15 protein-coding genes and 1 tRNA gene are annotated in these 20,966 nt (G+C 62.8%); 5 read left to right on the plus strand and 11 right to left on the minus strand.

Annotation, left to right across the window (positions count from 1 at the left end; genetic code table 11):
• Positions 1–7: 7 nt before the first annotated feature.
• Entirely contained in the window at positions 8–2,131 is a 2,124-nt protein-coding gene (locus ACTHND_RS14920) for a flagellar hook-length control protein FliK (protein WP_440178750.1), read from the minus strand.
• A 509-nt stretch (positions 2,132–2,640) separates the two neighbouring features.
• Between ACTHND_RS14920 and flgK the strand changes: the two genes are divergently transcribed.
• Entirely contained in the window at positions 2,641–4,806 is a 2,166-nt protein-coding gene (flgK, locus tag ACTHND_RS14925; protein WP_440178751.1) for a flagellar hook-associated protein FlgK, read from the plus strand.
• Positions 4,807–4,816: 10 nt separating this feature from the next.
• A complete protein-coding gene (locus ACTHND_RS14930) occupies positions 4,817–5,743 on the plus strand; it encodes a flagellin (RefSeq protein ID WP_440178752.1) in 927 nt (308 codons plus the stop codon).
• Between the two features lie 31 nt (positions 5,744–5,774).
• On the opposite strand, the gene ACTHND_RS14935 is transcribed toward ACTHND_RS14930, so the two are convergent.
• The 3 genes from ACTHND_RS14935 to ACTHND_RS14945 are packed head-to-tail and all read right to left on the minus strand — an operon-like array spanning position 5,775 to position 7,203.
• Positions 5,775–6,197: an arsenate reductase family protein gene (locus ACTHND_RS14935; protein WP_440178753.1), complete on the minus strand. Its 423-nt coding sequence runs from the start codon at positions 6,195–6,197 to the stop codon at positions 5,775–5,777.
• On the minus strand, positions 6,194–6,868 hold the full coding sequence (locus tag ACTHND_RS14940) for an MIP/aquaporin family protein (RefSeq protein ID WP_440178754.1): 675 nt from the start codon (positions 6,866–6,868) through the stop codon (positions 6,194–6,196). The genes ACTHND_RS14935 and ACTHND_RS14940 overlap by 4 nt, the downstream gene beginning before the upstream one ends.
• 2 nt (positions 6,869–6,870) lie before the next feature.
• Positions 6,871–7,203, minus strand: coding sequence for an ArsR/SmtB family transcription factor (locus tag ACTHND_RS14945; protein ID WP_440178755.1), 333 nt, complete (start codon positions 7,201–7,203; stop codon positions 6,871–6,873).
• Positions 7,204–7,428: 225 nt separating this feature from the next.
• Here ACTHND_RS14945 and ACTHND_RS14950 point away from each other — a divergent pair, with 225 nt between their 5' ends.
• The 3 genes from ACTHND_RS14950 to ACTHND_RS14960 all read left to right on the plus strand — a co-directional run bounded on the left by ACTHND_RS14950 (position 7,429) and on the right by ACTHND_RS14960 (position 11,003).
• Positions 7,429–8,760, plus strand: coding sequence for a hypothetical protein (locus tag ACTHND_RS14950; protein ID WP_440178756.1), 1,332 nt, complete (start codon positions 7,429–7,431; stop codon positions 8,758–8,760).
• Positions 8,761–8,972: 212 nt separating this feature from the next.
• Positions 8,973–10,163 (plus strand): tRNA 2-thiouridine(34) synthase MnmA, encoded by a 1,191-nt coding sequence (mnmA, locus tag ACTHND_RS14955; RefSeq protein WP_440178757.1) that lies wholly within the window; start codon positions 8,973–8,975, stop codon positions 10,161–10,163.
• A gap of 81 nt (positions 10,164–10,244) precedes the next feature.
• Positions 10,245–11,003, plus strand: a complete 759-nt coding sequence (locus ACTHND_RS14960; protein WP_440178758.1) for a hypothetical protein — start codon at positions 10,245–10,247, stop codon at positions 11,001–11,003.
• Between the two features lie 10 nt (positions 11,004–11,013).
• Here the strand turns inward: ACTHND_RS14960 and ACTHND_RS14965 are convergent, their stop codons facing one another.
• From ACTHND_RS14965 to ACTHND_RS14995, 7 genes are all read right to left on the minus strand, one after another.
• The gene (locus ACTHND_RS14965) at positions 11,014–11,757 is read right to left on the minus strand and encodes an ABC transporter ATP-binding protein (protein WP_440178759.1); all 744 of its coding nucleotides are present in this window, start codon (positions 11,755–11,757) and stop codon (positions 11,014–11,016) included.
• A 151-nt stretch (positions 11,758–11,908) separates the two neighbouring features.
• A complete protein-coding gene (locus ACTHND_RS14970) occupies positions 11,909–13,453 on the minus strand; it encodes a cryptochrome/photolyase family protein (RefSeq protein ID WP_440178760.1) in 1,545 nt (514 codons plus the stop codon).
• 447 nt (positions 13,454–13,900) lie between these two features.
• A complete protein-coding gene (locus ACTHND_RS14975; RefSeq protein WP_440178761.1) occupies positions 13,901–17,125 on the minus strand; it encodes an error-prone DNA polymerase in 3,225 nt (1,074 codons plus the stop codon).
• Positions 17,122–18,645 (minus strand): DUF6504 family protein, encoded by a 1,524-nt coding sequence (locus tag ACTHND_RS14980; protein WP_440178762.1) that lies wholly within the window; start codon positions 18,643–18,645, stop codon positions 17,122–17,124. Before ACTHND_RS14980 ends, ACTHND_RS14975 begins: the two co-directional genes overlap by 4 nt.
• Positions 18,548–19,324: an ImuA family protein gene (locus tag ACTHND_RS14985; protein ID WP_440178763.1), complete on the minus strand. Its 777-nt coding sequence runs from the start codon at positions 19,322–19,324 to the stop codon at positions 18,548–18,550. Before ACTHND_RS14985 ends, ACTHND_RS14980 begins: the two co-directional genes overlap by 98 nt.
• Positions 19,325–19,615: 291 nt before the next feature.
• Positions 19,616–19,692: transfer RNA gene (locus ACTHND_RS14990), tRNA-Met, on the minus strand.
• A gap of 189 nt (positions 19,693–19,881) precedes the next feature.
• Positions 19,882–20,919: a glycosyltransferase gene (locus tag ACTHND_RS14995; protein ID WP_440178764.1), complete on the minus strand. Its 1,038-nt coding sequence runs from the start codon at positions 20,917–20,919 to the stop codon at positions 19,882–19,884.
• Positions 20,920–20,966: the final 47 nt, after the last annotated feature.

Genomic DNA, 20,966 nt, shown 5'->3' on the forward strand with positions numbered 1-20,966 from the left:
GGGTTTCCTAGACGCTGAGATCGAGCGCGAGGCGCGACGGGGATTGACGGTAGTTCAGGCGGGCAGCGGCCAGATCGACCGCGCCATTGAGGGCATCGAGTTCGGCATCGGCCTGGTCGGCCGCCGCCTGGGTGCGCGCCATCTGGGCCAGGTGCTGGCTGTTCGGACGGTTCTGGCCCTGCTGGCTATCGGCCTGTGTGAAGGTGTTTTGCGGCTGCGGCGAACCGCCGGAAGAGGAACCACCGGAAGCGGAATCATCAGCGCTGCGGGCACCGGCATTGACCGAATGCGCCTGGGCCTGGACCAGCGCATCGGTCTTCTGGCGCGTCGAGAAGCTCAAGGCGTCATCGGAGAGTTGCAGGCCGGTATCGCGCAGTTGCTGGCGCAGCTCGGCTTCATGGGCGCTGAAGGTGGCGGCGGTGACGTCGGAATCGAAGGTCATGTGCGCCGTCATCTTGCCGTCGTGGCCGATGCTCAGCGCCACGTCGACCTTGCCGAGATCGGCCGGGTGCAGTTCCATGGTGAATTTCGTCGCGCCCTCGGCGTGGCGGCGATTGATCTGCACGCTCAGGGCATTGAGATTATCGACGGCGGTCTGCGACATCAGGCTTGCGGCCGGCGTCTGAGGTGTGGCGGCGGAGGTGTAGCCGGTCGTTTCCGTCGTCTGCGGGTTGCTGACCAGTGAGAAGCCGGACGGTCCGGCGGCGGCGGGCGGCGGGCTGGCGGGCTCGCTGACGTTTTCAGGTTTGTTTTCGGGCGGCGCACTGACGGACTTGCGAGGTGTCGCCTGGACCTGACTTTGAACCTGGGCGGCCTGGGCCTGAGATGCCTGAACCGGCGCAGAACGCGTTTGCGCCGTCTGCGCCGGTGCGGCGTCATTTGCGGCTACAGGGGCAGGCGTTTCAGTGGGCGCAGCCGGATTGGCGGTCGCAGAGACGGGAGCGCCTACCGATGGGGCGATGGCCCCCGGTGCCGGTGCCGGCGCCTTTGCGGCGGGCACGGCGGTTTGCGGCGCCGCCGTCATCAGAGCGGCAAATTTCGGCTGGGCGGCAGCCTCCGCTTTATTGTCAGTGGCGTCGGCATCAGCGGCATCGGCCTGATTTTGCGGCGCGGACGATTGTGGGGCGGGCGATTGCGGGACGACTGGCGCAGTTTGTCCCTTGGGTGCCGGTGTGGCCCCCTTATCGCTGGCCTTACCATCGCTGGCCGCGACAACCGGCTGAGTGGCCGGAGACGCAACCGGCACGGTCGGCGCGATCATGGCGGGCGCGACGACAGCGGCGCTGACGATATCCGGCGTGGCAGCGGGCTTTTCGGCAGGCTCAGCCGCCGCCGTGTCCGCGTCTTCCCTTTCCGCCGTCGGGGTTTTGGCAGGTTTCGCCTCTGTCGCTTTTACGCTCGGTGCCGTGACGACCGGCGCTTCGATCGGCACAGGTGTCGCGGCGGCCATCGGCGTCGGCGCCTGAACGGTGGCGGTTTGCGGGGGCACGACGACCGCCTGAGCCACCTGCACTTGAGCGACCTCGGCCTGAGGTGCTGTGGTTTGAGTTGCCTCGGATTGTGTCACCACCGCAACGGGCGCGTCGATTGCCGGTGCTTCAGCGCGCAGGATCGGTTTTGTCGTTGACGGCTTTGTCATCGCTGGCTGGTTGTCGGGCAAGGCCGGCGCGGCTTCGGCCTTGACAGCCGGGGCCGGAACCTGAGCCAAAGCCGGGGCCAAAACCGTGTCCGGAATTTGGGGCTGAACCGTTTGTGTCATGCCCTGAGGCCCGGCAGCCGCCGCAACTGCCGGCGTGGTGGCCTGGACGGCTTCCGCCACAGGCACCTGTACCTGCAACAGGGTCGCGGCAACCGGCAGGGCCGGGACATTGCCGGTCACCGCCACGGGCACACCGGCGGGATTGACGGTGGATGGCGTAGCCACCTGCGGCAGGGTGTTTTGTTGCGCGGGTGTTGCGGCATTCGTGGCCGGCATCACCTTCAGGGCCGCCAGGAGGCTGGCGAAATCACCGGCGGCGGTGGCGGCTGCAAGGCCCGTCGCGCTGCCCGTTTGCGGCGCAGCCGTATCCCCGCCGGTGGACACACCGGACGCCGCCATCGGCAGGAAAGGGAAATCGAACAGCGCAGGCATTCGGGTATCCGCGAAAACAACGGGAACAGCCGGTCGCGTCTTGCGGCAGGCGGTCGGGGCGAAGTCAACGCATTTTGCGCATCTGATCCGGAAAGCCCCTGCAAACGCCGGGCCAGTCATTAACCAACTGATTTAACTAAAACTATTATCCTTTAAGCCGGCTCGAAACGGCGGCATTTGCCGGGGCCTGAGGTCAAATTTGCCTAGAGCGGCGGCGTTTTTCGCCGGGCGCCGGGCCTGCATCAGGCGACACGACCGACGCCTCCCCGGCCACCCTCACGCGCGGGCGCGCGATATGATGACCCCGCGCGGGCGCGTACCTTGACGACAGGCCACGCTGGCACAGGACTTGAAACTGTTAACGCAGACAACCACCCCCTTCGCTGCCAACGAAATGCTAAGTTTATGAAAACAAAATGTTTTTTAAAATTGAGCCGTAAAAGCCCCCGGTCATTTTTGCCGGGTCAGGTGCAGGGTTTGCCTATAAACGCCCGCCGGGAGGCCGCCGCATGTCACTAGGTTCGATCATGAACATCGGCGTTTCGGGGCTGATGACGGCGCAGGACCAACTGCACGTCGTCTCCGACAATATCGCCAATCTCAACACGCCGGGCTATATCCGCAAGGTTTCGCATCAGACCAGCGTGGTTACCGCCGGCGTCGGCATGGGCGTGCAATCGGGTCAGGTCACCCTGGCCGCCGATAAATTCCTGCAGGCGGCGACCCTGAAGGCGAGCTCGATCTCCGCCCAGTCCGACACGTCCTACGAACTGCTTGACCAGATGCAGGCGCAGTTTGGCGATATCACGGACACCAACAACCTGTTCGGCCAGGCCAGTTCCGTCCTGTCGTCGATGGCGCAACTCGGCGAAGACCCGACCTCAAGCGCCAGCCGCCAGGAAGCGATCAGCTATGTGTCGGGCTTCCTGTCCGAAGCCGGTCGGATTTCGACCAAGATCCAGACCATCCGCGGCGACGCCGATACCCGCATCGCCAGCGCCGTTACCTCGGTCAACGACCTGCTGGTCAGCATCCGCGATCTCAACGGCTCGATTTCGGGCGCCGCCGTTTCCGGCACCGATACCACCGGCGCCCAGACCACGCAGATGAGCTATATCGACCAGTTGTCAAAGCTGGTCGATGTCCGCGTCACTCAGGAAGCCAATGGCGGCGTCACCGTGCGCACGCAATCCGGCACGGTGCTGGTCTCCGGTGCCAGTGCCGCCACCCTGGCCTATACGCCGGCCACCAGCGTCGACGCCTCCACCAGCTTCGGCCCGATTACGCTTACGGGCGTCAATAACGAAACCCGCGACTTCGCCGACAGTCTGGCTTCAGGCGAGATCAAGGGCCTGCTCGACATCCGCGACAAGACCTCGGTGGCGATCAACGACCAACTCAACGAGTATGTCACCCAGTTCAGCAACCAGCTCAATGCCGCGCATAACGCCTCCAGCGCCGTGCCGGCGCCCACCTCACTCACCGGCAAGAATACCAGCCTGACCGAGGAAGAAGCCATCACCGGCTTCCAGGGCGAGACCAATATCGTCACCCTCGATTCATCGGGCAACATCACCCACAAGATGACCCTGACCTTCGATACCGACGGCAGCGGAAACGGCAGCTACCTGATGGATGGCGTGGCGGGCACCTTCTCGGCATCCAGCTTCGTCAGCGACATCAATGCCGGCCTGGGCGGGGCGGCGACGCTCGACTTTACCAACGGCAAGATGAGCCTGACCTCCGGCGGAACGGATGGCGTGGCCGTCGTCGATTCCCCGGCGAATACAGCCACCAGCACAGTCCCTTCCAACAAACTAGGCCAGGGCTTTTCGCAGTTCTTCGGCCTGAATGACCTGGTCACCTCGGACGTCCCGACCAATTTCAAGACCGGCCTGACCGGCAGCAGCGCTCACGGCTTCACGGCGGGCGATACGATCAGCTTCGCCATCAAGTCGGCTACCGGCGCGACCGTCGCCAATGTCCAGTATGCCATCCCCGCCGGCGCCACCACCATGACTGACCTGGTCACCGGTGCGGGCGGCCTGAATGACACCACAACCGGCCTCGGTCGTTACGGCACCTTCGCGCTCGACGGCAACGGCCAGCTCACCTTTACCGGCTTCGGCAATCCGGCCAATACGCTCGGCGTTACCAGCGACACCACCTCACGCAACGGCACGGGCGCCTCCTTTACCCAGTTCTTCGGCCTGGCTGACAGCGCCGGCAATGCGGCGAACCATCTCACTGTCGCCACGCGCATCGAAAACAATGTCGCCAATCTCTCCCTGGCCCAGGTCAATCTGAACGCCGCTACCGGCGTCAGCGCCCTGGCCGGCGGCGATGGGTCTGGCGGCCTGGCCATGGCGGCCATCGGCACCCAGTCCACCACCTTCAACGCGGCCGGCCTGAACGCCGGCGGCACCTCGACCCTTGAGCGCTATGGATCCGATCTGGCGGGCCAGGTCGGCAATCTGGCCGCCACCGCCAAGACCACCAAGGAAAGCAATGCCTCCCTGCTCGACGAGGCGACCTCGCGCCGTTCCAGCCAGGAAGGCGTCAATCTCGATGAGGAACTCATCCATCTCACCACGTACCAGCAGGCGTACAGCGCCGCCGGCCGCCTCGTCCAGGCCGCCAAGGACATGTATGACGTCCTGCTGAACATGATGTAAGGCCAAGAACATGCGTATTTCGACATCCGAATCCTGGTCCAACGCGCTCAATAACCTCATGAGCGCCCAGACCCGCCAGCAAACCGCCAATGACCAGGTCGCCACCCAGAAGGTGGCCACCGACCTGGGCGGTTATGGCCGCACCTCGGAAATCATCGCCTCGTATCAGTCATCCCTGTCGCGCACCAATGCCTATCTCGACGTGACCCAGACCGTGGCCGACCGCCTGAACAGTCAGGACCTGGCCATCACCACGACGAGCGACGCCGTCTCGTCGGCCAAGGATTCGATCATGAGTTCGCTGGCCAATGGCACCGGCACCACCCTGATGCTGGACATGCAGGGCAGTTTCTCGGCGGCGCTTTCCGGCCTGAACTACCGCCACAACGGCCAGTATCTTTTTAACGGCGGCAATGACAATGCCGCGCCGGTCTCGATCACCAGCATGTCACAACTGGCCGGCGTCACCTCGTCCGACGATGTCTTCACCAACGGCACGGTCAAGAAAAGTTCGCAGATCGATGCCGGCACCACCATCCAGACCGGTATGCTGGCCTCCGAACTGGGCAGCAAGCTGATGAGCCTCTACAAGGAGGTGCAGGACTATAATGACGACCCGGCGACCGGCCCCTTCGGCGATCAGTTGACCGACGCGCAGAAGGACTTCCTGACCACCAAGTCCCAGGAATTCGGCAAGCTCTATGACGACATGCTGCAACAGGGCGCGCTCAACGGCACCATGCAGAAGCGCGTAGAAAACACGCAGACCTCCTTGCAGGGACAGGCGGATTCGCTGTCGCAACTGGTCGATAAGCGCACCTCGGTCGATATGGCCGAAGCCTATTCCAACCTGCAGCAGGCGCAGGTGGCGGTCCAGGCGTCGGCGCAGGTGCTGGCCAACCTCAACTCGACCAGCCTGCTCAACCTGCTGAAATAACGCGCTTAAATCAGGCCCTTAAATCAGGCCCTTAAATCAGGCGCTGGCCTTCGGCATCGATCATCAGTTGCCCGTCTTCCTTGGCGAAGGGGCCAGGCGGATAGCGGTCGATCAGGTCGAGCACGATCTCGGATGGCCGGCACAGCTTTACGCCGCGATCGGTAACGACGAAAGGCCGGTTGACCAGGACCGACGTTTCCAGTATGGCGGCAAATATCCGCTCGTCGCTTACGCCGTCTTCCAGCAGACCCATCTCTTTCGCCGGCGATTTCGTTTCGCGCAGCGCCTGACGCGGGGTCAGGCCGGCGGCGGTCAGCAGGGTCAGCAACAGTTCGCGCGTCCAGCCGACTTTAAGATATTCGACGACCTCCGGCTGGTAGCCCGCCGCTTCCAGCACGGCCAGCACATTGCGCGAGGTGCCGCAGTCGGGGTTATGAAAAATGATCGGGGTCATGCGGATATCTCGTGTGTGGGTTTCAGGAACCAGGTGCAGACGGCCAGGGCCAGCAGGGCGCCGGCGATCTGGGCGATGATGAAAGCCGGGGCATCCGCCGGGCGGATACCGGCGAAGGTATCAGAAAAGCTGCGCGCCAGGGTGACCGCCGGATTGGCGAACGAGGTCGAGGCGGTGAACCAGTAGGCGCCGGTGATGTAAAGCCCGACGGCGACCGGCACGAAATCCTTGCGCGCCTGGTGCGTGGCGAAAATGGTCAGGATCAGGCCGAAGGTCGCTACCCCTTCCGACAGGGCCTGTGCCGGGCCCGCGCGGACCTTCTGCGATATCTGTACGATTGCCTCGCCGAACATGACGTGCGCCAGCCAGACCCCGGCAATGGCGCCGATGATCTGCACGGCGACATAGCCAATGGCCGGTACGGTTTTTATTTCGCGCCGCAGGGCGATGATCAGGGTGACCGCCGGATTGAAATGCGCGCCGGATATTGGCCCCAGCATGGTGATCAGCACCACCAGCATGGCGCCGGTGGCCAGGGTATTGCCCAGCAGGGCGATGGCGTCATTGCCGCCCGCCAGACGCTGCGCCATGATGCCGGAGCCGACCACCGTGGCCAGTAGAAGACAGGTGCCGATGAATTCGGCAAACAGACGGCGCTTCAAATCCGGCATGGTCAGCACATACAGGCCAGTTTATCGATAAGTGGCTGGCACAGTTCCTTGCGGCCGCCGCAGCAATCTTCGAGCAGGAAGGCCAGCAGCCCTTTCACGCCCTCCATATCGGCGAAGTAACGGATGGCCCGGCCTTCGCGCGAATGACGGATCAGGCCGGCCTGGGTCAGGATCGCCAGATTGGCCGACATGGTATTTTGCCGCACACCGAGCGCTTCGCCGATTTCGCCGGCCAGCCGCCCTTCCGGCCCCGCCTGGATCAGCAGGCGAAACACGTCGAGCCGGGTATCCTGGCCGAGCGCCGAAAAGGCAGAGAGCGCGTGCAATTTATCCATACATCAAGATTACATGATATATTGATTGATTCAAGATAAAATATGCCGCTACTGAATAACCCTGTTTTTATTGCGCTTTCGGGGTAGACCTTGGCGCAGTGGCGGCTATTTTAGTCATCTGCGGTTCATCCGCAGCGGTTACGACGGGGGAGCCGCGCGGCCCGTGCCGCGCATCCATGAAGGGCCTTTACTGGTTAAGGCCCGTTTCAGGGAGGCATTTGCCCCATGATCAGCCTTTTGGCCAGCCTGCTTATTTCCGCCGAGGCCGCAACGGTTCCGGATATAAATGCCCTTACAGGTTTCGATACCGCCGCCTGCGAAGGCGAAGGCGAGGCCCGGCAACTGCCCCGGCAAAAGGCCATCGCCCAGCTTCTGGCGCGCTACCCGATTGTGGTCGATGTCGCTGATTTCAGCGGCCCGCAAACGCCCCTGGCCCAGCGCGTGGCCAATGCCTGTCCGGATGACACCTGTCCCGCAGACGAAAACAGCTACACCAAACTGAACGCCGCTGTGGCGGCCGTGCTCGATGCCCGCGAAAACAGCCAGTTGCGCTTAAGCTGGACCGGCGAAGGTCCGGAACCCGCCGGCCGCCCGGAGCGGATAGCCGCCTTCTTCGACCTGTCGCGCCCGACCTACGCCCTCACCTGCCTGGCCGCAGCCCCCTTGCCGCCTGCCGTTATTGCCGCCGCGCCACCGGAAGACGCGCCTGCTGAGAATGGCCTGCGCGCCGCCATCTCGCACTGGCGCATCGCCTCGACCGTCAGCGAAACCGAAAAGGACGACTACACCAAGCGCGATCCGGCCCGCCTGACCTATACCGACAATGCCGCTGATGCCGCGCCGGTCATTTCCGCCAAGGGCACCATCGCCGCCCCGGCCATCGTCACCTGGGGGGACCAGGCCGTGGCCACGAAGGGCTTCGGCGATATCCGCCCCTTCACCAGCTATGAGCGCATTTCCAACATCAATATCGCCAATGAGGTCAATAATCTTGATCTCGGCCTGCGCGGCCATTTCCGTTTCGCCCGTAATGACGGCAAGGAAGCCTATATCGGCGGCCTGACCGCGGCCTATGAAACCGACGACCGGCTGGAATCGGCCCTCACCCGGTTCGAGGCGTCGCTCACCCTGCCGGTCAAGACCTGGCTGGACGCCAGCCTGCCGGCTCTGAGTTCAGCCGGAAATAATGCTCAGTGCGTCATCTGCCAGACCACCAGCATGACCCTCGTCAGCGACTATGTCGATGTCAGCGATCCCGGCGCCAAGGCGGCCCTCATCGACCTGCCGCAATATGCCCGCGCCGGTTTCGACGCCCAGTGGGATGTCCGGCTCAATCGCGGACCGGACAAACCCAGCTTCGGCTTCAACCTGCAATATAATCGCCGTCAGGATCTGAGCAACCAGGGCGCCACGGCCGACCGCCTGATCTCGCGCGCCGCCTATTACCCGACGCCGCAGAGCCACTATGTCTTCGGCCTGGAATACGACAAGGGCAAGGACCTGACCTCGCTGACCGGTATCGATCGCTGGATGTTCACCTGGGGCTATCGGCAATAACTCTTCTCCTCCCCTGCGAAGCGGGGGAGGTGGCGCCGCGAAGTCGGCGACGGAGGGGGCCACTTTACTGATTTGGAACGCCACCTCCGTCTCGACGCGGCCTAAAGGCCTTGCTCGCCATCTCCCTCACAACGAAGTTGCTGTTTCACAGGGGAGGAAAAGTAAGTCCCATACCCTAGCAATTTACTCGGTTTTCCCTTATCTAGCGGCGCATGACCGTCTGCGCCATCCCCCTTATCCAATCGGCTGATCTCGATGCCGCCATCGCCGCCACCCGTGTCAGTGTCGGCCTGCCGGAGGGCGCGCGCGTGGTCGCCGCCATGTCCGGCGGGGTCGACTCAACCGTGGTCGCCGCCCTGCTCCATCAGGCGGGCTATGAGGTCATCGGCGTCACGCTCCAGCTTTACGATCACGGCGCAGCCCTGAAAAAGACGGGCGCCTGCTGCGCCGGCCAGGATATCCACGACGCCCGCATGGCCGCCGAAAAGATCGGCATTCCGCACTATGTGCTCGATTACGAAAGCCGGTTTCGGGACTCCGTGATCGAGGAATTTGCCGACAGCTACCTGCGCGGCGAAACCCCGGTGCCGTGCATCCGCTGCAATCAATCGGTCAAGTTCCACGACCTGCTCGATGTCGCCCGCGATCTGGGCGCCGAGGCCATGGCCACCGGCCACTATGTCGAACGCGCCGATATTAATGGGGCCGCACAATTGCGCCGCGCCGCCGATACCTCGCGCGACCAAAGCTATTTCCTCTTCGCCACCACGCGCGAACAGCTCGACTTTCTGCGCTTTCCGCTGGCTGGCATCCCCAAGCCGCAGGTGCGCGATATTGCGCAGCAATTAGGTCTCAAGATCGCTCACAAGCCGGACAGCCAGGACATCTGTTTCGTGCCGGAAGGCAAGTACACGACGCTGATCGACAAGCTCCGTCCGCAAGGACGCGAAAAGGGCGATATCCGCCATATCGACGGCCGCGTGCTGGGAAAGCATGACGGCATCACCGGCTACACCATCGGCCAGCGCCGCGGCCTGAACATCGCCGTCGGTGAGCCCCTGTTCGTCACCCGCATCGATCCGGACGAAAAGGCGATCATTGTCGGTCCGCGCGAGGCCCTGCTGACCCGCGCCCTGACGCTGAAAGAAACCAACTGGCTGGGCGAAGAGGCCGACCTGCTGGCGGCAGCTAAGGTGCAAAAGCCGGTGCTGGCGCGCGTGCGCTCCACCCGCCCGCCGGTGCCGGCGCGCCTGGTCGCCGAAGATGGCCGCATAGAAGTCGAATTCGATGGCGCCGAAGAAGGCGTGGCCCCCGGCCAGGCGTGCGTGCTCTACGATCCCGCCGATGATGGTCGCGTGCTCGGCGGCGGTTTTATCGCCTCTACCCGCGCGGCGATGGCATAAGCGCCGGAATGGCGTCATAATACCGGTTGCACCGACAGACCCGACAATATATCGTATACGAAATATTGTCAGGAGGTCTCCATGAAGCCCTTAGTTCGCGTCGCCCTCTTCCTGTCATGCGCGCCGTTCGCGGCTCATGCCCAAACAGCTCCGGACACAACCGCCATCAGCGCCGAAGCGCCGGAAACCGTCATCACCGTGACTGAAAGCGCCAATCTGCGCGCCCTGGCGGACCAGAAGGGCTATGATGGCCATTCCGCGGCCAACTATCTGTTCGTCGTGCCGGCCAAAACCAATATCCTCGGTAAACAAGGCGGCGGCCCCGGCATCGATACCGGCAAATGGCCGGAAGGCGTGTCGCTAGTCCTGCTCATTCGCGGCAATGTCTATGGCGGCGGCGGCAATGGCGGCGATGGCGGCGACACACCCCTGATGCGTGACGGCACCCGTGGTGGTGACGCCATCTATGTTCAGGCGCCGATAGGCATTGCCATAGCCAAGGGCGGCTCGGTCAAGGCCGGCGGTGGTGGCGGCGCGGGCGCGGATGGCATAGGCTCCGGCGGCGGCGGCGGTTTCCCCAATGGCAAGGGCGGTGAAGGCGGCAGCGCGCTGCAAGGCGACGGCGGCACCATCGTGGCCGGCAATCGCGGCTATTACGGCACACCCGGCGGCGGCGGCAGGGGCGGCCAGCGCGGCACACCGGGGGGCGATGGCGGCAATGCCGGACAGCCAGGGCAATCACTCAACCGCCTGGGCGGCGGCGAGGGCTTTGCCATCCGCACCAATGATTTCCCCGTTATGCTTGATAATAAGGGCGACCTGCGCGGCCAGATTGGCTAGACGCGCCTGGCTAGGCGATGCCGGCGCTGTACCAGTCGCCGCGCCCGATGACCTCGACCGGCATACCGAAAAGCTCGGTCAGGTGCGCGCTGTCGAGCAGTTCGGGCTTGCCGCCCTCGTGCAATACCTTGCCATCGCGCAGCATGACAATATGGCCGATCTCCGGCAGGATTTCCTCGATATGATGGGTGACCATGATCAGGGTGGTATTGGCGGCCAGCCGACACAGGGATTCCAGGAATATCCGCCGCGACGCCGGATCAAGTCCTGCGCACGGTTCATCGAGCAGCAGGGCTTTCGGCCTGTGAACCAGGGCCCGCGCGATCAGCACGCGCCTGGCCTCACCGGTCGAAAGGGTCGACATGTCCCGGCCGATCAAATGATCGGCGCCGGCCTGGACGAGCGCCTCATGGCTGCGCAGCCGCATCTCGTCGCTGACGGCGTGCTGCTTCCACAGGCCACGCGCCGCGAAGAAACCCGAAACGACGCAGTCGAAAACCTCCAGCGGCGGATGGGCGTCGAAATCGAGTTGCATGGAAGACGACACAATCCCGATCAGGCCGCGCAGTTCGGTGACGTTCCAGCGCGTTTGACCGAAAATCTCTACGTGGCCGCCAGCCAGCGGATAAAGCTGGCGCGTGATCAGCTTGACCAGCGTGGATTTGCCCGAGCCGTTCGGCCCCAGGATGGCGGTATGCTGGCCAGCCTCCAACCGCAGACTCAGGCCATCGAGCAGATAACGTTTGCCGCGCACGACAGAAGCATTTCGGATATCGATCATAGGTTTTGGAATGGTTAGGACATGGATTTGGGCATATGATGGCCCTTCGGCGAGGGCATAGCAGGTCATATCTGTGAGGTCGCGGTAAAATTTACCCAAGCCGCCCGACTTTAGTGTCCTGGCATTACAGCCGTCCCGTCTGCATGGCCGCCATATGACGCTGCGCCTGTTCACGCAGGGCGGTCTGTTTTTCAGCGCCCATACGGTCCCATGTGGCGTAGACATAAGGCATTCGGGCATTTCGGCTGAACCGTTCGCGGTGCCTGGCCATGAAGTCCCAGTAAAGCGCATTGAACGGACAGGCGGCCTCCCCCACGGACACAGCGGGGTCGTAAGCGCAGCCGTCACAGAAATTGCTCATGCGGCGAATATAGTTGCCGCTGGCTGCATAGGGTTTCGAAGCCAGCAGGCCGCCGTCGGCATGGAGGGCCATGCCCAGTGTATTGGGCGCCTCGACCCATTCATAGGCATCGGCATAGACCGCGAGATACCATTCATGAACGGCTTTGGGATCTATCCCCGCCAGAAGCGCGAAATTGCCGGTCAGCATCAGGCGCTGGATATGATGCGAATAGGCGTGGTCATGGGTATGTCGCAGCGCCTCGCGCAGGCAGGCCATCCGCGTTTCACCCGACCAGTAGAACCAGGGCAGCGCTGCGTGCGCGTTCAAAGCATTACGTGTCAGGTAATCCGGCATGAAGCGCCAATAGACGCCTCGGATATATTCGCGCCAGCCCAGGATTTGCCGGATGAATCCCTCGGCGGCATTGAGGGGCGCCTGTCCGCGACGATAGGCGGCTTCAGAGGCCTGGCAGACCTCAAGCGGATACAACAGCCCGGCATTGATATAGGCCGACAGCAGGGAATGATTCAGATACGGCTCCCCGTTCAGCATGGCATCCTGGTGATCGCCGAAGGCCGGCAGGATGTGGGTGATGAAATGGGCCATTTCGCGCCGGGCCTGCTGACGCGTTACGGCGAAATGAAAGGGCTCAAGCCGGCCATAGCCATCGGGGAACCGCCGGCGTACAAGATCAAGCACCTCAAGCGTCAGGGCATCCTTTCGAAAACTGATGCGCGGCGGTGCCCGAAGCTCTTTTGACGGCGGCTTGCGGTTCTCGGCGTCAAAATTCCAACGCCCCCCGCAGGGACGGCCATCCGTCTCCATCAAAATGCCGTGCCGACGACGCATCTCGCGGTAGAAATATTCCATGCGCAGCCCATCGCGCGCACCGGCCCATTCGCTGAACTGATCATGGCTGCACAGGAACCGTGTATCGGGCAGGATATCCAGCGGCACCGGTAGGGCCAGGCGGAGCGCCTCGAATCCTTCCCTCAGCCGCCATTCGCCCGGTTCGGTGATCATGACGCGATCCGGAGACAGTTCGGCGACGGCCCGCTGAATTTCACCATCGAGGCTCTGGCTGTTTTCAGAATCTTCCAGTTTGACATAGCGCACGCGAAAGCCGGCGCGGCGCAGCGCTTCGGCATAATGTCGCATGGCGGAAAAGAGAAAGGCGATCTTCTTGACGTGATGACGAACATAGGTCGCCTCGGCCATCACCTCCGCCATCAGGATGGTATCACGGGCGCGATCGGCACCGGTAATGACTTCCAGCCGGATCGACAACTGGTCGCCCAGAACCACTCTGAGAATGCTTTCGCCCATCTGTAAGCCCTGTCATCCGGCGCGCCCTGCACCACACCGATGGTACGACGCCAGGGAACCATCGGATGTCCTGGAGGAAGCGTGACAGGAAACAACCGGCGCGTTCCCGCTCCAGAAAGGTTTCGGGCATATCATTATAGATGGAAGAGACGACGTCAAAAATTGACGTAAATACAGTCGCTTCTTCGAATGAAGGTAAAAACCGGAATCATAATTCGCGTATAAGAAGTGGTGGTGCTGGCAGTTGCCAGCTACCTAGCCTCAAAACCACTTTACCCTGTTAATTGGGAAATAAAGGGAATTTTGCCAATGCCACCTTTGAAATGGCAGCAATATGGCGAAAATATATAAAGGAACCAGCTTCTTGTGTGAGAATTCCCTAGAATGAAACAGGGAATTTTAATAACGTGGCAGGAAATCACAAAAGCGGATCAGGAACTTACTTCATTATTTGAAATCCCGCGATTTTACGAGAATAATCGGTGACTGGGCGGCACGGCTGCCGGTACGGCGCTGGGTCCGTGGATCAGGCCCCGGCTCGCCATGACGGAATTCGTCACCGCGATTGCGCGGCATGACAAAGGCGTCATTGCGTTCGCTGACACTATCCAGTTCGGCAGACAGATCATGCAGGCGGCGCGCCACGATATGCACCACCTCACCTTCCTTCTGGACCTGCCCTTCAATCACCACCATGCGCGCCGTCAGGATCAGCCGTCGCTGCTCTTCGTAAAGCCGCGACCAGATAACGATATTGGCCGCGCCGGTCTCGTCCTCAATGGTCATGAAGGTGACGTTCTTGGCCGTGCCCGGACGTTGCCGCACCAGCACCATACCGGCGACACAGACTTCCGATTTGTCCGTCTGCGCTGTGGCGGCATGACAGGTGACGACCCGGCGGCGATCGAGTTCGCCCCGCAGGAAGGCCAGCGGATGGCGACGCAGGGAAAGCCCCACCTGGCTATAGTCCGTCACCACCTCATGCCCGGCAGTCATCGGCCGCACCGCTACCACCGGCTCCACCGTATCCAGGCCATCAAACAGCGGCAGCGCACCATCACGCCGGCCTTTCAGCGCCCACAGGGCTTCGCGTCGTGACTGATGCAACGCCGGCAGGAAGGCGTCGGCCTCGGCCAGGGTCACAAGGGCGGAAACCGGCAAACCACTGCGCCGCCAGGTATCGGACAACGATCCGAACGGTTGCTCACCACGCGCCGCCACCAGCTGGGCGCCATGGATATTGGACAGGCTGCGCACCAGGCGCAAGCCGAGCCTGACCGCGAAGCCCGTGCCAGTGGCTTCCAGCGTACTGTCCCAACGGGAGGCATTGATGCACACCGGCCGCACCTCGACGCCATGATCGCGGGCATCGCGCACCAGCTGGGCCGGCGCATAGAAGCCCATCGGCTGCGAATTGAGCAGGGCGCACAGGAAGACTTCCGGATGATGGCATTTCATCCACGACGAAGCATAGGCGATCATGGCGAACGAGATGGCGTGGCTCTCCGGAAAGCCATAGGAGCCAAAGCCTTCTAGCTGCTTGATCATGCGCTCGGCAAATGCCTGCTCATAACCGTTGGCCAGCATGCCGGCCCTCATCTTGTCGCGGAAAGCATCGACCCCGCCGGTGTGCTTGAAGGTAGCCAGACTGCGGCGCACGTGGTCGGCCTCATCCGCCGTAAAACCGGCACAGACCACCGCCACCTTCATGGCGTGCTCCTGGAAAAGCGGCACGCCATGAGTTCTTTCAAGAATATCCCGCACCTGCTCGTTGGGATATTCAGGCACTTCCAGTCCATGCCGCCGCTTGAGATAGGGATGGACCATGTCGCCCTGGATCGGGCCCGGCCTGACAATCGCGACCTCGATGGCCAGGTCATAGAAGACACGGGGGCGCAGTCGCGGCAGCATAGACATCTGTGCCCGGCTTTCGATCTGGAAGACGCCGATCGTATCGGCCTTGCAAATCATGTCATAGGTCGGGGTGTCATCGGCCGGAATATCTGCCATGTCGATGCAGTCGCCGCGCGCCCGCACGATACCCTTGTGTGCTTTCAGCAGTTCGAAACTGCGCTTCATGCAGGTCAGCATACCGAGCGCCAGGCAATCGACCTTCATGAATTTCAGCGCGTCGATATCGTCCTTGTCCCATTCGATCACCTGGCGATCCTTCATGGCGGCCGGCTCGATGACCGCCAGCTCGTCCAGACGTTCGCGCGTCAGTACAAAGCCACCCGGATGCTGCGACAAATGGCGCGGAAAGCCGGTCAGTTGAGCGGCCAGATCGAGCGTCAGGCGCAGGCGCCGGTCGGTCATGTTCAATTGCAGGCCTTCAAGATGGCGCTTGTCCAGACCGCTGGCCCAGTGGCGGTATTGCTGCGCCAGCGTCTTCACCACATCCTCCGGCAGGCCCAGCGCCTTGCCGACATCGCGCAGGGCCCCACGCGTGCGATAGCGGCTGACCACCGAGACCAGGGCGGCGTGATCGCGGCCATAGGTTTCGAAGATCCACTGAATCACCTGCTCGCGCCGCTCGTGCTCGAAATCGACATCGATATCGGGCGGCTCGTTGCGATTGCGCGAAATGAAGCGCTCAAACAGCAGGTCGTGATCGACGGGATTGACCGCTGTGATGCCGAGTACGAAACACACCGCGCTATTGGCAGCCGAACCGCGCCCCTGGCACAGGATGCCTTGCGAGCGCGCATAGTGGACAATGGCATGGACGGTCAGGAAATAGTTGGCATAACCCATATCGCCGATGAGCGAGAGTTCCTTTTCCAGTTGCCGGGCGATCTTTTCCGGAACGCCATCGGGATAGCGTTCGCCGGCGCCTGTTTTTACGAATTTTTCCAGGCAGGCCTGTGGCGTCAGGTCGGGATGGCTGCGTTCATCCGGGTACTGATATTCCAGTTCTCCCATGTCAAAATGGCAGCGCTGCACGATCTCGCGGGTGCTGGCCAGGGCATCGGGATAGGAGGCAAACAGGCGTGCCATTTCATCCGACGCCTTGAGGTAGCGGTCGGCATAGCGCTCACGGCGGAAACCCAGCTCGTCGATCGTGCAATTGTGACGGATGCAGGTGATCACGTCCTGCAGCATGCGCCGGTCGGGTTCATGGAACAGGACATCGTTGGTGACGACGGTCGGCACACCGGCCGCCCCGGCCAGTTGCGATAACTCATGCAGGCGCATCTGGTCGTTCGGCCGCCGGCGCAGGGTCAGAGCCATATAGGCGCGGTCGTCGAACAAGTCCTTCAGCCGGCGCAGGTTGCAGGCACAAGCGTCATCCGCCTCGTCCGGCACCAGTATGGCGATCTGCCCCTCGGCAAAGCCTTCGAGATCGCTCCAGGCCAGGTCGCAGCGCCCCTTGCCGGCGCGTTGCTTGCCGAGCGACAGCAGGCGGCACAGGCGCGAATAGGCGGCCTTGTCCATCGGATAGACCAGCAGGGAGACGCCATCGCGCAGATCGAGCCGGCAACCGACGACCAGCCGCACGCCGTGCGCTTTCGCAGCGACATGCGCCTGGACGATGCCGGCTAGGCTGTTGCGATCGACCACGCCGAGCGCTTCGATACCCAGCGCCCTGGCCTGCGCGAACAGTTCGTCCGGCGAGCTGGCGCCGCGCAGGAAGGAAAAATAGCTCGTGACCTGCAATTCGGCATAGCTCATGCGAAGACCCCGTGCAGGAACCATTCATGGCAGCCGGTCGCCGGGTCCTCGCCATCGCCGGACCGGTAAATCCACAGGCGTTCGCCGCTTTCCAACTCGACGCGGAAATAATCCCGCACCGCCTGGCGCTCAGTCGTGCGCCGCCACCATTCGCCGAAAATGCGCTCTGGCCCATCCGCAGCCGTGACGCGATGCCGTTTGCCGCGCCAGATGATATGGGTCGGCGGATGATCGGGCAGCCGCGCCAATGGCTGGATCGGCTCGGGCGGCGTGAACAGCCGCACCGGGCGCGGCCAGCGCGGATCGAACGTCCGCGCAGGCGTGGCCAGGGGCGGGATGCGGCGGGTCGAGCGCTCCGGCACGTCGCTTTCCACGGCCTCGACGCGATAGATGCGCTCAGAGCCGATGCGGTTGCTCAGGGTATCGATCAGCCCGGTCAGGTCCGCGACTTTGTCGTCCGTGGTGCTGGTCTGCCGCAGGGCCAGGGGCTCGGCCTGGGTGGCGATCAGCCGCATGCGTTCGATGCCGAAGCCCGGATCTATGGTCTCGATCTGGTCGCACAGCAGCCGCGTCAGGCGGACGGTATCGCGCATCGGCTGGGCCATGGCGATACGGATCGCCTCGATATGATTGTCGACGCGCGTGAACAGCAGATCGGCCTGGCGCACGCCCAGCCCCTTGATCTCCAGGGCATCGCAGAGCCGCGCCGCCAGCATGCCCGTATAGCGGGCGATGGTTTCCGGTGCGCCGATCGGCTCGGCAAACCCGCGTTCGACATCGGTCGTGTCGGGCATATCCACCGGTTGGATCGGATCGGCCATGTGGCCCAAAAACTGATCGAGGCGTCGCACCAGTTCGCCGCCAAACCGCCGCACCATCGGCGCGCGTGGCTGGGCGACTACCTCGCCGATGGTATCAAATCCCAGAGCGCCGAGACTGTGAACGGTCTCCGGCGGCAGACGCAGGGCCATGACCGGCAGGGCGTAGAGTCGCTTTGCGCCATCTGCGGCAAGGCATTGGACCTCATCCGTACCGAAACGCGCGGCGGCATGGGCCGCCCCCCAGGTACTGGCTGCGGCGGCACGGGCCTCGACGCCTTCTGCGGCCAGGCTATTGACCAAGGCGCGCAGCAAGGTCGCTTCACCGCCATGCAGGTGCGCTGCGCCGGTGATATCGATGACCAGTCCATCCGGCGCATCAGGGGCAGTGATCGGCGAATAGCGTCGCAAAGCCCAGCGCGCCAGTTGTTCAAGAGCCTGCATATCCGCCTGCGGATCGGCGGCATAGACGACGAGCCCTTCGAGCAGAACCTGCGCCCGCGCCAGCGGCATGCCGACATGGATGCCAGATGAGATGGCCGCGCGATTGGCGGCGGTGACGATCCGACGGCGGCCGTCCGACCCTTTCAGCACCAGGGGCGCGTCAGGAGGCGGCGCGGAAGCCGGTGTGTTCTTCAGCCTCTGCCGCCGCAGCCGGTCTGTGGACCAGCGGGGCAGCCAGAGCGAGACGACCCTGCGCATCGCAAGCCTCCACATCAAACAGGGCGGTGTCTCCGCCCTTGCAGCGCATCAGTTCCAGACGCCAGCGCGCCCGAACCAGAATCTGGCCCAGACCCCGCACAGGCAATGTCTGAGACGCCAGCGGCGCCACGCGCCAGCGTGTCACGGCCGCGTTCGGCAGGCCGAAAGCCACCGCGTCCTTTTCCCGGCCCCAGCGCCGCACGATCAGGCACAGGGCGTGCGTTTCCTCGGCGGCCAGTTGCAGGCGGCGCGAAGTGGTCAGCGACAAACGCGACACCTCGCCCACTACCGCGCCAATGCCCTTGTGACGCAGGGCCTCCTCGCAGCAGGCCAGCACCGTCTTTTCATCCCCGGCCTCGACCTGGATCAGGCGTTCAGGTTTCAGTCCCGCCTGGGCCAGACCCGGGGCGAACAGATCCGGCTGGCACATGCACCAGACCACCTGGCCGGATGTACGCGCCGCAATGCCAGCAGCGAAGACTGCCGCGACGGCACCATCCACCGCGCCCTGCCCCATGCCCGCGACTTCGTGCAGAACCCCCAATGCCAGCCCGCCCCCCGGCAGGCATTTGTCGATGGCCGCTACGCCGAAGGGCAATACACCCCGAGCATGGCTGTGGCCTTCCAGCTTTTCGATATGCTGGCGCAGCTCGGCAAGTTCGGTAGACCGCTTTGACATAAGACCATCCTCGCTGAATTTTTCAGCACAATGTTCTCCTTTTGTTCCCGACGTAAACAAGAGTCAATAGGAGTCGTAAGCTGCCGTACTCATATTCTATCTTATCTTCGTTCGAGAGCTTTTTGAACATCAATCAGCCTCAACTCAATCTTGCGCAGGCACTGCCCCGCAAGAGTTGAGGGAATAAAAATTTAACGAATTGCGATAGTCTCAGTTACAGTTAATGCACTGTTTGACAACGCTTAATCAGCGTGAAACGAGGAACTTATGAAACAGTCTCTAAGGAAGAACTGGTGGTTGGAGGCGGGATCGAACCGCCGACCTGTGGGTTATGAATCCACCGCTCTAACCATCTGAGCTACCCAACCGTACCAGTATCCATATGAGAGCGGATGGCTCACGCTCCCGGAGGGAGGGCCTATAGCCAATATGTTTGGCGGGTTCAAGGCCCAAAGTGCAATCAAAAAAGTGGTCACCACTTTTTTGGCTAATTGCACGTCTAAGTCAGCCGCAATCCGAAAAGTGGCCCCCACATTTTGGCTAAATTGCACGTCTTGCTAAGAAGTTATGTGATTTTGTGCAATTTGTTCGAGCGTCCGCACCAGACGTGCCTGGCCAGCTTCCAGGCTGAACTGCGACAGGGCATGGCTTTGCGCGGCGCGGGCCTTTTCCAGCGTGGTTTTCCAGTCGGCCAGCGCCAGGCCGATAGCCGCCGCCAATGCTTCCGGATCTTCCGCCGCGCACAGTTGCCCCAGCGCGCCGTGCTGTAAAATCTCCTTCGGCCCGTCGATATCGGTCGCCACCACCGGCACGCCCGCCGCCATGCTTTCGGCCACCACCAGGCCGAATGGCTCGACGCGCGACGGCAGGACGAACAGGTCCAGGCCATGAAGGTAATCCGCCGGCTCTTCGATCCAGCCGGCGAACTGGACGCGATCTGAGACGCCTTCATCGATGATCAGGCGCGTCAGGCGCGGCATTTCCGGTCCGTCGCCGGCGATTTTCAGCACCGCCGCCACGCCACGCGCCTTCAGCAGGGCCATGGCGCGCACCATGACATCTATGCCCTTGTTGACATGCAGGCGCCCGAGCGTCCCCAGCACCGGCGTATCTACGGGCGCCGGCTTGACCGGACGCTCATTGAGCGGGCCGAAATTGGCAACGGTGAACAGGGGCATATCCGGATGCGATGCCGCCACGCTGTCATGCACCGAATCGGACACGCAGATTGCGGCGCGCAGGCGGCTGAGCTGGCCCTTATGGCGGAAATTATGCACCACCTGAACCGTCTTTTCCGCCGTGCCGAGGAAGGGCAGGAGCGCGATGCCGGTGGCGCGGTTGCCATGAGTCAGCACGATATCCGGCCGGAAGTCGCGAGCGATTCGGCGCAAGCGCCAGGCGGCAAACGGATCATGATTGACCAGGGCATTGACCGGCCGGAAACGCTCGGCCGGCAGGTGATGCGCCAGTACGCCATCGCTATGGCCCAAGCTCAAGACATCGATGCCGGCGGCCGTCATCGCCTCATGGTAGCGCAGGGACATGGTTTCGACACCACCGCGCACCTGGGCCAGCATGATATTGAGGACGCGCATGGAGGACTTATCCGGAGGCAGACGAAACTGTATGCGGTATCGTACAT

Source organism: Asticcacaulis sp., from assembly GCF_051954415.1.
Lineage (GTDB): Bacteria > Pseudomonadota > Alphaproteobacteria > Caulobacterales > Caulobacteraceae > Asticcacaulis.

Excerpts from the sequence above, each read along its gene's own strand:
- ACTHND_RS14920 (WP_440178750.1), bottom strand. The coding sequence starts at position 2,131 with ATGCCTGCGCTGTTCGATTTCCCTTTCCTGCCGATGGCGGCGTCCGGT.
- flgK (WP_440178751.1), top strand. The coding sequence starts at position 2,641 with ATGTCACTAGGTTCGATCATGAACATCGGCGTTTCGGGGCTGATGACG.
- ACTHND_RS14930 (WP_440178752.1), top strand. The coding sequence starts at position 4,817 with ATGCGTATTTCGACATCCGAATCCTGGTCCAACGCGCTCAATAACCTC.
- ACTHND_RS14935 (WP_440178753.1), bottom strand. The coding sequence starts at position 6,197 with ATGACCCCGATCATTTTTCATAACCCCGACTGCGGCACCTCGCGCAAT.
- ACTHND_RS14940 (WP_440178754.1), bottom strand. The coding sequence starts at position 6,868 with ATGCCGGATTTGAAGCGCCGTCTGTTTGCCGAATTCATCGGCACCTGT.
- ACTHND_RS14945 (WP_440178755.1), bottom strand. The coding sequence starts at position 7,203 with ATGGATAAATTGCACGCGCTCTCTGCCTTTTCGGCGCTCGGCCAGGAT.
- ACTHND_RS14950 (WP_440178756.1), top strand. The coding sequence starts at position 7,429 with ATGATCAGCCTTTTGGCCAGCCTGCTTATTTCCGCCGAGGCCGCAACG.
- mnmA (WP_440178757.1), top strand. The coding sequence starts at position 8,973 with ATGACCGTCTGCGCCATCCCCCTTATCCAATCGGCTGATCTCGATGCC.
- ACTHND_RS14960 (WP_440178758.1), top strand. The coding sequence starts at position 10,245 with ATGAAGCCCTTAGTTCGCGTCGCCCTCTTCCTGTCATGCGCGCCGTTC.
- ACTHND_RS14970 (WP_440178760.1), bottom strand. The coding sequence starts at position 13,453 with ATGGGCGAAAGCATTCTCAGAGTGGTTCTGGGCGACCAGTTGTCGATC.
- ACTHND_RS14975 (WP_440178761.1), bottom strand. The coding sequence starts at position 17,125 with ATGAGCTATGCCGAATTGCAGGTCACGAGCTATTTTTCCTTCCTGCGC.
- ACTHND_RS14980 (WP_440178762.1), bottom strand. The coding sequence starts at position 18,645 with ATGCGCAGGGTCGTCTCGCTCTGGCTGCCCCGCTGGTCCACAGACCGG.
- ACTHND_RS14985 (WP_440178763.1), bottom strand. The coding sequence starts at position 19,324 with ATGTCAAAGCGGTCTACCGAACTTGCCGAGCTGCGCCAGCATATCGAA.
- ACTHND_RS14995 (WP_440178764.1), bottom strand. The coding sequence starts at position 20,919 with ATGCGCGTCCTCAATATCATGCTGGCCCAGGTGCGCGGTGGTGTCGAA.